An 11,529-nucleotide genomic window follows, 5' to 3' on the forward strand; every position below is an offset into this window, starting at 1 on the left:
CAGAACCACGCCGGTTCTGCCGCGCGCCAGCGATTCCGCAGCGCCTCGGAACCCGACGCACTCCACGGCACCCGGACGAGCGCCGGCCCAGACGCGCAGAACCCCGGGCCCTGGGGCCCGGGGTTCTGTCAGATCACTCGATCAGCGCTCGACGACCGCGAGGACGTCGCGGGCCGAGAGCACGAGGTACTCGTCGGCGCCGAACTTGACCTCGGTGCCGCCGTACTTGCTGTACAGAACGGTCTCGCCCACGGCGACGTCGACCGGAACGCGGTTGCCGTTGTCGTCGACCCGACCGGGGCCCACGGCGACGACCTTGCCCTCCTGGGGCTTCTCCTTCGCGGTGTCCGGAATGACCAGACCGCTTGCGGTCGTCTGCTCGGCCTCGACCTGCTGGATGACGATGCGGTCCTCGAGCGGCTTGATGGAAACCGACACGGTGTACCTCTTCCCTGTGGTGTCAGAAGACTGTAATTCGCACTCTCGATGCGAGAGTGCTAACGGCAGTGTAGGACGCTCGCTGGCACTCTCGCAACGCGAGTGCCAGAAATGTTCGCTCGCGGCGTCAGACGCGGTCGGCCAGCAGCGCGACCCGCTTGTCTCCCATCCGGGTCATGATCAGCGTCGCGGCGCCGTCGCCCTTGAGCGAGAGCTTCTTGCGGAACGCCGCCGGGTCGATGTCGATGCCGCGCTTCTTGATCTCGAGCGTACCGATGCCCCGTTCCCGCAGCGCCCGGGCAAGGCGCTTCGCGTCGGCCGGCAGCGTCTCGCGCACACGGAACGACGACACGAACGGGCTCGTCACTTCCCGATCGCCGGTCAGGTACGCGATGCCCTGCGCGACGGGGCCGGCGCCCAGCGCCCTGGCGACGTCGCCGATGAGGCGGGCCCGGATGACGGCGCCCTCCGGCTCGTGCACGAAGGCCCCGAGCTCCCGCGGCGGTTCGTCCTCGGCGTCGGCTGGCGCCGTCAGCTCGTGCGCCTCGTCGCCCCGGATGACCAGGGCCGAGCGCGCGACGGATTCGCGGCGAAGGCGGCCGGTCCAGACGACGAGCTCGACGGTCGACCCGTCGACGCTGATCCACTGCGCCTCCGCGTCGTCGGGCAGCGCCTCCCTGTCGTGCGCGGGGCCGAGCTTGATGCCTGCAGGAACGCGCGAGGCCAGGTCGAACACCCAGTCAAGAGGCGGCGAGTAATCGGCGGCCGAGACGCGCTTGGTCTCGGTGCGGCCGCCCGTGCGCCGGGCGGGGTCGAGCCAGACGGCGTCGACGCCGGCGAGATCCGCGCCCTCCGCCGTGCCGTGCACGACCGTGGTCTCCGGGCGGAACGGTGCGAGGTTGTAGGCGGCGAGCGCGGCCGTGACCTCATCGGCGTCGACGGCGCGCACGGCGAGCCCCGAGCCGGCGAAGGCGAGGGCGTCGCCGCCGATGCCGCAGCCCAAGTCGGCGACCGACGCGATGCCTGCTCTGTGCATCCGGTCGGCGTGCCGGAGGGCGACGCTCGTGCGGGTGGCCTGCTCGAGCCCGGCGCGGGTGAAGAGCATCCGGTCGGCGAGCTCGCCGAACTTCGCCCTGGCGCGGGCGCGCAGCCGCGCCTGGCCGACGGCGGCCGAGACCAGGTCAGGGCCGTGCCCGGCGGCGCGCAGGCGGGAGACGACGTGTGCGACGTCGCCCGTCGTCTCGACGGGGTCGAGCGAGTCGAGCAGCGCCAGGCCCTCGCGGGTGAGCAGCGCGTCGAGCTCGGCCATCTCCATGCCGACCAGCCTATGCGGCGGCGCGCATCGCCCGCCGAACGATGAACCGGGCGCCGGCGACGCCTCCGCCGGGCGGCGCCCCGGACGCGAGCCGTCCCAACGCAGTCATCCTTCGAACGTTCACTGCGCGCCCCGCGGAATGACGCCCCTGTGCGGACGCTGCGCACGAACGCTGACTGCGCTGAGGGCGTCCGCACGTCGCCGTCGCGCCGCAGCCGAACGGTCGGGTGGACGCTGCTCCACCGTGTGCCCGCCGCCGCGCATAGGCTGGCACGCATGGAGTACTGCGTCTTCATCGAGCCCCAGCAGGGCGCCTCTTACGACACCCAGCTCGCCTTCGCCCGCACCGCCGAGGAGCACGGGTTCACCGGCTTCTTCCGCAGCGACCACTTCCTGAAGATGGGCGACTTCTCCGACGGTTCCCCCGGCCCGACCGACGCGTGGACGACGCTCGCTGGTCTCGCCCGCGAGACGTCGTCCATCCGGCTCGGCACGCTCGTGTCGTCGGTGACGTACCGGCACCCCGGCCTGCTCGCGCTGCAGGTCGCGCAGGTCGACCGGATGTCGGGAGGGCGCGTCGAGCTCGGCCTCGGAACCGGCTGGTACGCCGAGGAGCACGCGGCCTACGGCATCCCGTTCCCGCCCCGGCGCTTCGACCACCTCGAGGAGCAGCTCGAGATCGTCACGGGCATGTGGGCGACCCCCACCGGCGGCGCTTACTCGTTCGCGGGCGAGCACTACGAGCTCGCCGACTCGCCCGCCCTGCCGAAACCCGCGCAGAGCCCCCTCCCCGTGATCGTCGGCGGCTCGGGCCTGACGCGCACCCCGGCGCTCGCGGCCCGCTTCGCGCAGGAGTTCAACATCCCGTTCCAGGCGGAGGACGTCATCGCCGACCGCTTCGAGCGCGTCGCACGGGCATGCGAGGCCATCGACCGCGACCCCGCGACGCTGAAGCGCACGGTCGCGTGGACGACGCTCGCCGGCGCGACGGAGGCCGACCTGCGCCGCCGCGCGGCGAACACGGGGGAAGATGTCGACCAGTTCCGCGCATCGCACACCTTCTCGGGCTCGGCCGCCGAGATCGTCGACCAGGTGGGCCGCCTGCGCGAGCTCGGCGCCGAGCGCGTGTACTTCCAGATGATGGACATGACCGACCTCGACCACGTCGCCTACCTCGGCGAGGAAGTCCTGCCGCAGTTGGACCGCTGACGCCCGTACCGCGCGTGCGGCGTCGCACCGCGGCGACGGCGCACGCCCGTCGGCACTGAGCCCGTCGATCGGCGCCGCCCGTTCCGGCCGCCGGCCTCAGCCGCCCGGCTGGTTGATCGGGTCGGGGCCCCAGATCGGAGCGCCGGCGGGGAGCTCGTGCGCCTCGACCGCGGGGTCGTCGACGAGTGCCCGGATGAGGGCGGTCGGCCCCGCGACGATCGACGAGTCGAGGTCGACATCGCCGGCGATGACCCACTCGCGCCCCGTGGGCCAGATCAGGCTCGGCGGGTGCGAGTACTCCGGGTTCTCGTCGCGCCACGCAACGGTCGCGGGCCACGACTCGTCGGCCCACGAGCGCGGCGCCATCCGGAACAGCACGTGGTCGCGGTCGGGGAGCCCGAGGCGCGGGCCGCGCGAGATCTCGTCGGAGAGGATTCCCGGCCGCCACTTCGCGCGGCCGAAGACGCCGTTGAACGTGTCCTTCAGGCTCGCGCGCAGCATCGCCGTGTGGCGCGGGTCGTGCGCCAGGAGCGCATCGCTGGATGCCGCGCCGCGCACCTTGGCGCCGACGAGGTCGCCCCACCCCTCCCACACTCCCGCGAACCCGTCGTCGGGCGTCGACGTGTGCGCGAGCAGGTGCGGAACGATGCCCGCCAGCGCCTCCGGCACGAGCCCTCCGCCGCCCGGCCCGTCGTAGCGCCACCCGTCGGCGTCGTGCGGCGCATCCGGGTTCCAGTCGTCCGGGGCGGCGCCGATCAGCCCGCCCCACTGCGCCAGGGGGTGCATCGTCGTGCCGAAGGCGTCGGCCGCGTGCTGCCACGTCACGCGCTCGGCGTCGATCTCGGGTCGGTCGGCCGAGAAGCGCTCCCACGCGCCGAGGTCGCCCTCCGCCGGCCACGCCCGCCCGACCGGCCGCTCGCGGTGCACCGGATGGAAGATGCGGGCATACGCGGGCATGCCACCCGGCACGAGGTGGTGGATCGTCCAGACCTGCGGATCCCACTCCAGCCGCTCCCGGATCCAATCGCCCGCCGAAACGTCGCTCGCCCATTCCATGGTGCCCAGCGTACGGAACCCGCGTCGGAGCCCTGCGCCTGCCGTGCCCCGCGGCGCGGCGCGGCGCGACGCTTCGAGTTCCTGCGCCGTCGTCGACGTATGACGCGCCGAACGCCGACAACGGCGCAAACTCATCCGGCGACACGCGGTCGGCGCACGTCACTTCCCGCGGCGGCTCCGGATGTCGCGGAGCGCCGGTTCCAGATCGGGGTGGCGGAACTCGAAGCCCGCGTCGAGCAGGCGCCGAGGGGCGACCCACCGGCTCTTCAGCACGAGCTCGGGCTCGGTGCGCAGCGCCCACATCGCCGGTTCCAGCATCCACCTGGCCGCCGGCAGTCCGACCGGCATCCCGACCGTGCGGCGCAGCGCCCGCATCAGCTCGCGGTTGTCGGGGGTATCGGGGGTCGCGAGGTTCACGGGCCCGTCGATGTCGTCGCGGTCTCGCAGGAACAGGATCGCGCGGGCGAGGTCGTCGATGTGGATCCAACTGAACTTCTGCCTCCCGCCCGTGCTCTCGGCGCGGAAGCCATCGTCAGACGGGTCGGGCCCGATGCCGCGGTAGCGCCCGTGGCGGAACCACCTGCCGTCGTACTGCGGGCCGCCGAGCCCGAACTGCGCGAGCCGGAACAGCATGTTCGTGGCCGGCCCGTCACCCAGGCAGATCGAGATGCGCAGCGCGATCCGGCGGGTTCCCGGCAGTTCGCCCGCGAAGAACTCGCGCTCCCAGTTGCGCGCCACGTCGCACGAGAAGCCCCAGCCGGGTTCGCCGTCGTCCTCGCCCTGCGGCCGGTCCATCGCGTCGCGGTAGATCGTGCCGGTGCTGGCGTTGAACCAGACCTTCGGCGGGTCGTCGCTCGCGGCGACGGCCTCGCGCAGCTGCCGGGTCGTCTCGACCCGCGAGCGCAGGATCTCGTCGCGGTTCGCGTCGGAGTACCGGCAGTTCACCGACTTGCCAGCGAGGTTGATCAGCATCTCGGCGCCCGTCACGGCGTCGACGAGCGCGTCGCGCTCTCCCCACCGCACGCCCGCGCTGCGGCCGATCTCGCGCACGTCGTAGCCCTCGTCGACGAGCGCCGCGTGCAGGGCCGTGCCCACGAACCCGCTGACGCCCGCGATCACTGCGACCCGATCCGGATGTGTCATCTGCGCTCCCCGAAGAACGCCTCGAGCGGCGCCCTGGTCTCGGCCTCCATGACACCACCGACGACCTCCGCGCGATAGGGTAGGCGCCGATCGCGCACGACGTCGTACAGCGAGCCGGCGGCACCCGCCTTCTCGTCCCACGCCCCGAAGACGAGACGTGACACGCGTGCCTGCAGCAGCGCACCCGCGCACATCAGGCACGGTTCGAGCGTGACGACCAGCGTGCATCCGGTGAGGTTCCACGACCCGATCGCAGCGGCGGCCCCGCGCATCGCGACGACCTCGGCGTGCGCGCTCGGGTCGTGCGTCTGCTCGCGCCGGTTCCGGCCCTCACCGATCACGGCCCCGGATGCGTCGGTCACGACAGCGCCGACCGGCACCTCGCCGGCGGCGCCGGCCTCCGCGGCGAGCGCCAGCGCGCGGTGCATCAGCGCGACGTCGGCCTCGGCGGGATTCATGCCCCCAGCGTACGGCCAGCGCGCGTTCCCGGCGGGCGCATCCAGCCGGGGCGATCCGGACGCGGGCGCATCCGCCCGGCGACCGCGCGCCGCCCCGCGGCGGGCCGACGCGCGGTCGTTGCTCCTACGGCGTGACGACGGCCCGACCGCGAAGGGTGCCTTCGTGGAGCCGGTGGTACGCCTCCGGTGAGTCGTCGAGGGAGAACGTCTCGGTCTCGACCGAGACGCGACCGGAGTGCGCGAGCGCCAGGACGTCCATCAGCTCGGGCCGCGAGCCCCAGTACGGCGCGCGGACGGTGGCGTCGTACGGGCTGCCGAGCGTTCCCATGGTCACGTCCGCGACGCCCACGCCCACGAGCACTTGGTCGGTCTCGACGCCGCGCAGCTTCGCGCCGAGGTCGGCGGTCGCCTGGTTGCCGACGAAGTCGAAGATCGCCGTGACGGTGCCCGCGCCCGTCGCGCTCCGGATCGCCTCCGGCGCCGAGTCGTCGGAGCGGAACGCGTGATGCGCGCCGACCTCCTTCGCGAGCTCGAGCTTGGCGTCGCTGATGTCGAGCGCGATCACCGTCGCGGGTGTCAGCGCCCGCAGGAGCTGCACCGCGACGTGGCCGAGCCCGCCGGCGCCGATGACGACGGCCGTCGAGCCGGCGACGAGCTTCGGCAGCGAGCCCTTGATCGCGTGGTACGGCGTCAGGCCGGCGTCGGTGAGCGCCACGTTCTCGGCGGGGTCGAGGTCGCCGAGCGGCACGAGGAACCGCGGCGAGTCGACGATCATGTACTCGGCCATCGACCCATCGTGCCCGAGGCCCGGCGGGGTGATGCCGAGCTCGGCGGCCCGCTCGCAGTAGTTCTCCTTGCCCTGCGCGCACTGGTAGCAGCGCCCGCAGCCCCACGGCCCGTACACCGCGACGCTGTCGCCGATCGCGACCTCGGTGACGCCCTCGCCGAGCTTGTCGACGATGCCGGCGCCCTCGTGGCCGAGCGTCATCGGCAGCGGGTAATTGGCCCGGTACTGCTCCTCGTCGAGGCCCATCACGAAGGAATCGGAGTGGCAGGCGCCGGCCGCCGTGACCCGGAGCCGCACCTGGCCGGGGCCCGGCTCCGGTGTCGGCACGTCCCTCACCTGGGGCGGCTGACCGATCTCCACATACTGCAGTGCCTTCATGACATCGACCTTTCGTGCGTGAGCGGCGAGAGTTTCTCGCCCCTGCCATCCTCTCCCCGCTCCGGGTGCCCGGCACCGGGCATCCGTGCGCCGCCGGCCACCGTTCCCTGGGCGTTCCCCGGCTCGCCCAGTAGCCTTATCGCATGCGCCTGCACGTCGCGGACCACCCGCTGATCACCCACAAGCTGACCGTCCTGCGCGACAAGCGCACCCCCTCGCCGGTCTTCCGCCAGCTCGCGGAGGAGCTCGTCACGCTGCTCGCCTACGAGGCGACGCGCGAGGTGCGGGTCGCCCCGCGCGAGATCGAGACACCGGTCACGACGACGGTGGGCGTGCAGATCAGCGACCCGAAGCCGCTCGTCGTGCCGATCCTGCGCGCTGGCCTCGGCATGCTCGAAGGCATGACCAAACTGCTGCCGACCGCCGAGGTCGGCTTCCTCGGCATGGTGCGCGACGAGGAGACCCTCCAGCCGACGACGTACGCCGAACGGCTCCCGGATGACCTCTCCGGCCGCCAGTGCTTCGTCGTCGATCCGATGCTCGCGACGGGCGGCTCGCTCGCCGCGGCGATCGAGTTCCTCTTCGCCCGCGGCGCCGACGACGTCACGGCCGTCTGCCTCCTCGGTACGCCCGAGGGCGTGAAGGCGATCGAGGACCTCGTCGGCGACAAGAACGTGCACCTCGTGCTCGGCGCCCTCGACGAGGGGCTCGACGAGAACGCCTACATCGTGCCGGGCCTCGGCGACGCCGGCGACCGGCTCTACGGAACGGTGTAACCCTCTCCGCCGGGCACACCCCGCGCTACCAGCGCGCAACCGTCGAGAAAATGACGCGAACTGCTCCCGGCGATCCGGATGTCGAGCAGTTCGCGGCATTCTGACGGCGCTCGGGACAGGCGGGCCTGACGCACCCGACACGACGCGCGTTCCGAGGCAACGGCGGCCGGCGTCAGGCGCCGACCGCGCCGACGAGGCGGGCGAACGCGCTGAGGCGGGCGACGCCCTCCGGCGTGTGCGGCAGGTCGTCGAGCAGGGCAGGGCTGTGCACGAGGTACGCCGCGACCTTGGCGCGGCTGATCGCGACGTTGAGGCGGTTCTCGAGCAGCAGGAACTCGGGCCCCCGAGGGGCGTCGCGGCCGGATGACGCCGCGAGCGTGACGATCGCGACGGCGGCTTCCTGCCCCTGGAACTTGTCGACCGTGCCGACCCGCACGTCGCCGAATCCGGCGTCGGCGAGCGTACGTTCCACGAGCTGCTGCTGCGCGTTGTACGGCGCCACGACGATCACATCGGCCTGCGTGAGGGGCCGGGCGGGCTGGGGCGCCGCGACCTGATCGTCGTCGATCGCGATGTCGACGAACTCGCGCCCGACGGCGTCGCGCACGATGCGCAGGACCTCGGCCGCCTCCTCCGGCGACTCCGTGACGTTGCCGCGATGCGCGACGGCGACGGGGTGCACGCCAGGCGCCAGGCCCTCGATCGAGCGCAGCTCCGCTCCCTCCCTCGCGCGCAGCTTTCCGCTGTACGACAGTTCGGAGACGGGCCCCGCGACGCTCGGATGCAGGCGCCACGTCCGCGCGAGGAAGTACCCGTGGCCCTCCGGCAGCACGGCGGCGTCGCGCATCAGCCAGCCGAGCGCCGAGGTGTCGATCGGCGCGGGGTGCGTGCCCTGGCTGACCTGCGGCAGCTGCTGCGGGTCGCCGAGCAGCAGCAGGTGCCGCGCCGACATCGACACCGCGATCGTCGCGGCGAGCGAGAACTGGCCGGCCTCGTCGACGACGAGCAGGTCGAGCCCGCGGCGGGCGACCCGCGTCGTGTTGGCGAAGTCCCACGCCGTGCCGCCGATGACGTAGCCCTTGCGCGACGAGCGCCCCTGCTGGAACGCCGCCAGGCCGTTGCGGGGCACGGCCGTGAACCTCTCGTCGCCCGGCGCCGTGCCCGCCTTGAGGGTCTTGCCGACCTGGTCGGCGGGCACGCCCGCGCCGACGACGCGGTCGAGCATGTTCTCGACGACGGCGTGAGACTGGGCGACGACCCCGACCTTCCAGCCGTGGTCGTTCACGAGCCGCGCGATCACGTGCGAGCCTACGTAGGTCTTGCCCGTGCCTGGTGGGCCCTGCACCGCGACGTACGTCGGCACGCTGAGCAGCGAGAACACGATCGCGTCGACGTCGTTGCCGATCGCCTGCGACATCACCTTCCCGCCGTGGTGGTCGGCACGCAGCCGGCGCAGGATGTCGGTCGCCGGGTCGACGGGGAACGCCCCGTCGCTCGCCCCGACGTTCTTCTCGGCGCGCAGCAGCTGGTCGGCCCACTCGTCGATCGCGCCCTGCTGCGCGCCGGCGGGCGGCGGCTTCGGCGGCGTCAGCGCGACGGGCAGCTCGCGCCATGTCTGCCCGTCGACGGCGTACTCCTCGACGATCGCGCCGTCGTCGAGCGCCTCCACGACGCGCACCTCGCGCGGCACGTGGATCCACCGGTTCGACGCCCCGTCGGCCGGGAACGGCGCGGGCGCCGGGTACAGCACGTACGGGCTCGCCCCCGCGCGCAGCCGCGTGCCGGGCGCGAGGTCGCCGCGCAGCTCGACGATGCGGCGCTCGGCGCGCTTGCCCTCCGGCGTGTGCCAGTCCTCGACCACGTCCGACGCCCGGATGTCGACGAGCAGCACATCGCGCGTCTCGCCCCACAGTGACATCGGCTCCCGAAGCCGCTCGAAGTGCGCCTGCCAGAACGACCGCTGCTCGCGCGGGTAGTAGTCGATCGCCGCGGCCGCGAGCCGGAGCGCGCTCTCGTCGGCGGAGGCGGCGTGCGCGGCGGCGCCGGGCACGCCGGCCGCCCGCCGCGCGCCCGCCTCGGCCGGCTCCGCGCCCCGGCTCCCCGGGGTCCACACGGGCGCGCCACCCCGCGCCAGCGCCTCCCCCTGGCCCGTCGCCGTCGCCGCGGCGCCTCCCGCGGGCGATGTCCCGTCGCCGCCCTGACCCGGCGGTGCGGCCGCGAGCCCGGCCACAGCGCCCGAACCGCTGAGCTCCCGCTCGACCCGCTCGCGCTCGTGGCGCAGCTCGTCGGCGCGGGCGTTCAGCGCCAGCGCGCGCGGCGAGGGCTCGTACGCGTCGGCAGGGCGGTCCTCCGGCGCCGCCGGCAGCACGCGCGTCTCGCGCGCCCGCTCGACGAGCCAGTCGCGCAGGCGCCTGGTCGACACGCAGTCGTACCGGTTGTAGTCGGCGAGGTCGGCCAGGATCGCGTCGGCCTCCTCGGCCTTCCCCGCCGCGGCGAGGGCGCGCGCCTCGACGTAGCGGACGATCGAGTCGTCGCCCTTCTGCACGTCCTGCGTGCGCACCTCGTCGCCCATGTAGAGCGGCTCGAGCTTCTTGATCGAGTACGACCGCGAGCCGACCCTGAGCGCGTTCTTCACGATCGGGTACAGGTCGACGAACAGCTCGTCGCGCAGCATGCGGTCGACATCAGCCTCGCGCACGCCGTGCCGCGCCGCCATGGCCGCGAGGTGGGTCGGCTCGTAGGGGGCGTAGTGATAGATGTGCATTCCGGGCGCCTGCCGACGCCGGGCCGCCACGAAGTCGCAGAAGCGCTCGAGCGCCCGCCGCTCGGCCGCGAGGTCGTGCGCCCACAGCGGCGTGTACTGCTCCTTCTGATCGACCCAGCCGAAGAGGTAGTCGATGCCCCACCCCTGCGATCCGTCGGCGAGGGGCTCGCTGTAGAGCGGATCGCCCTCGAAGTCGAAGAAGATGTCGCCGTGGTCGGGGCGCGGCATCGCGCTGAGCGCCGCGGGATTGACGACCTCGTAGAGGGGCTCGCCCGTTCCCTCGCGCTCGGTGGCGACCTGCAGGCGCGCCTGCGTGCGCAGCGACTGGAACGCGTCGTCCCCCATCCGCTCGGGCTTCGCCGCCGCCTCGGCGAGCTCGTCGATCGTCGCGATGCCCGCCTCGCGCAGGCGATCTCGCTGGGTCGGCCGCATGCCGGCGACGAGCAGCACGTCGCGGTGAGCCTCGACCTGCTGCTGGCACGTCGCACATCGCCCGCACGCCCGGATGTCGAGCGCGCCGCGCCGATCGCCCCAGGCGATGGCCTCCCCCGCTGCGCCCTGCTCGACGCGCCGGTCGGCGATCAGCGCCCGGATGCGGTCGCGGCGCACGAAGAACAGCGGCAGCACGTCGGCGACCGCGTGCGTCGACGTCGAGCCGTCGCCGAGCAGCAGGTCGACCTCGTCGGCGCGCGGGATGCCGAGCCGGTCGAGCTGGTCGACGTATGCACCCAGCTGCATGAGGGCCGTCGCCTTGGCGCGGCGGGCGAGCTTCGAATCCTGCACGCGCCACGCCCCCTGCCCGTCGCGCACGAGGAAGTCGGCGAAGCCCACGAAGTCGTCGGCACGGAACGCCGCCTGGAACACGACCTGCGCGTCGGCGCCGCGCAGCGCGGCGGAGGTCTCGTCGACGGCCCGCGCCATCGCCTCTGGGTCGTGAGCACGCGCCTCGGCGATCTCGACGACGGCGTCGCCGAACTCCCGCCGGTACTCCTCGAGCACCCGCGCCTCGTGCGCATCGCCCATGCGCGCCGCACGCTCGAGCATCGCGTCATCCGGGTCGTCGACGGCCTCGACCCGGCCCAGCTTCGCGTCGAGCGCCCACAGCCATTCGAACTCGCAGTTCGCCGCCACGGTCATGTCGCTCGCGCTGAAGACAACGCGCTGCTCGGATCGGATGTATCGCACGTTCCGAGGCTACGCGGGGG

General features: G+C 73.2%; 9 protein-coding genes. 2 read left to right on the forward strand and 7 right to left on the reverse strand.

The features are described 5' to 3' along the window. Positions 1 to 141: 141 nt before the first annotated feature. The gene (gene groES, locus C0010_RS10535; RefSeq protein ID WP_105567045.1) at positions 142 to 438 is read right to left on the reverse strand and encodes a co-chaperone GroES; all 297 of its coding nucleotides are present in this window, start codon (positions 436 to 438) and stop codon (positions 142 to 144) included. 127 nt (positions 439 to 565) lie between these two features. Beyond that, positions 566 to 1,753, reverse strand: a complete 1,188-nt coding sequence (locus C0010_RS10540) for a class I SAM-dependent methyltransferase (RefSeq protein ID WP_105567046.1) — start codon at positions 1,751 to 1,753, stop codon at positions 566 to 568. A 276-nt stretch (positions 1,754 to 2,029) separates the two neighbouring features. Between C0010_RS10540 and C0010_RS10545 the strand changes: the two genes are divergently transcribed. Continuing rightward, positions 2,030 to 2,962: an LLM class F420-dependent oxidoreductase gene (locus C0010_RS10545; RefSeq protein ID WP_105567047.1), complete on the forward strand. Its 933-nt coding sequence runs from the start codon at positions 2,030 to 2,032 to the stop codon at positions 2,960 to 2,962. Between the two features lie 96 nt (positions 2,963 to 3,058). Here C0010_RS10545 and C0010_RS10550 read toward each other — a convergent pair whose 3' ends face one another. The 4 genes from C0010_RS10550 to C0010_RS10565 form a co-directional block, all read right to left on the reverse strand. Continuing rightward, positions 3,059 to 4,018 carry a hypothetical protein gene (locus C0010_RS10550; protein ID WP_105567048.1) on the reverse strand — a complete coding sequence of 320 codons (960 nt, stop codon included), beginning with the start codon at positions 4,016 to 4,018 and terminating at the stop codon, positions 3,059 to 3,061. A 159-nt stretch (positions 4,019 to 4,177) separates the two neighbouring features. Next, positions 4,178 to 5,161, reverse strand: coding sequence for an epimerase (locus C0010_RS10555; RefSeq protein WP_105567049.1), 984 nt, complete (start codon positions 5,159 to 5,161; stop codon positions 4,178 to 4,180). Then, positions 5,158 to 5,619, reverse strand: a complete 462-nt coding sequence (locus C0010_RS10560; protein ID WP_174150290.1) for a nucleoside deaminase — start codon at positions 5,617 to 5,619, stop codon at positions 5,158 to 5,160. Before C0010_RS10560 ends, C0010_RS10555 begins: the two co-directional genes overlap by 4 nt. 124 nt (positions 5,620 to 5,743) lie before the next feature. After that, entirely contained in the window at positions 5,744 to 6,784 is a 1,041-nt protein-coding gene (locus C0010_RS10565; RefSeq protein ID WP_105567050.1) for an NAD(P)-dependent alcohol dehydrogenase, read from the reverse strand. A 143-nt stretch (positions 6,785 to 6,927) separates the two neighbouring features. Here C0010_RS10565 and upp point away from each other — a divergent pair, with 143 nt between their 5' ends. Further along, positions 6,928 to 7,560, forward strand: coding sequence for a uracil phosphoribosyltransferase (upp, locus tag C0010_RS10570; protein WP_105567051.1), 633 nt, complete (start codon positions 6,928 to 6,930; stop codon positions 7,558 to 7,560). A gap of 172 nt (positions 7,561 to 7,732) precedes the next feature. Here upp and C0010_RS15285 read toward each other — a convergent pair whose 3' ends face one another. Continuing rightward, positions 7,733 to 11,509, reverse strand: a complete 3,777-nt coding sequence (locus C0010_RS15285; protein ID WP_232531912.1) for a TM0106 family RecB-like putative nuclease — start codon at positions 11,507 to 11,509, stop codon at positions 7,733 to 7,735. Between the last annotated feature and the right edge of the window lie 20 nt (positions 11,510 to 11,529).

The organism is Microbacterium halophytorum, from assembly GCF_002970975.1.
Classification (GTDB): domain Bacteria; phylum Actinomycetota; class Actinomycetes; order Actinomycetales; family Microbacteriaceae; genus Microbacterium; species Microbacterium halophytorum.

Bases quoted from the DNA above. Each gene is read 5' to 3' on its own strand.
- C0010_RS10540 (WP_105567046.1), bottom strand. From the start codon at position 1,753: ATGGAGATGGCCGAGCTCGACGCGCTGCTCACCCGCGAGGGCCTGGCG.
- C0010_RS10545 (WP_105567047.1), top strand. From the start codon at position 2,030: ATGGAGTACTGCGTCTTCATCGAGCCCCAGCAGGGCGCCTCTTACGAC.
- C0010_RS10550 (WP_105567048.1), bottom strand. From the start codon at position 4,018: ATGGAATGGGCGAGCGACGTTTCGGCGGGCGATTGGATCCGGGAGCGG.
- C0010_RS10555 (WP_105567049.1), bottom strand. From the start codon at position 5,161: ATGACACATCCGGATCGGGTCGCAGTGATCGCGGGCGTCAGCGGGTTC.
- C0010_RS10560 (WP_174150290.1), bottom strand. From the start codon at position 5,619: ATGAATCCCGCCGAGGCCGACGTCGCGCTGATGCACCGCGCGCTGGCG.
- C0010_RS10565 (WP_105567050.1), bottom strand. From the start codon at position 6,784: ATGAAGGCACTGCAGTATGTGGAGATCGGTCAGCCGCCCCAGGTGAGG.
- upp (WP_105567051.1), top strand. From the start codon at position 6,928: ATGCGCCTGCACGTCGCGGACCACCCGCTGATCACCCACAAGCTGACC.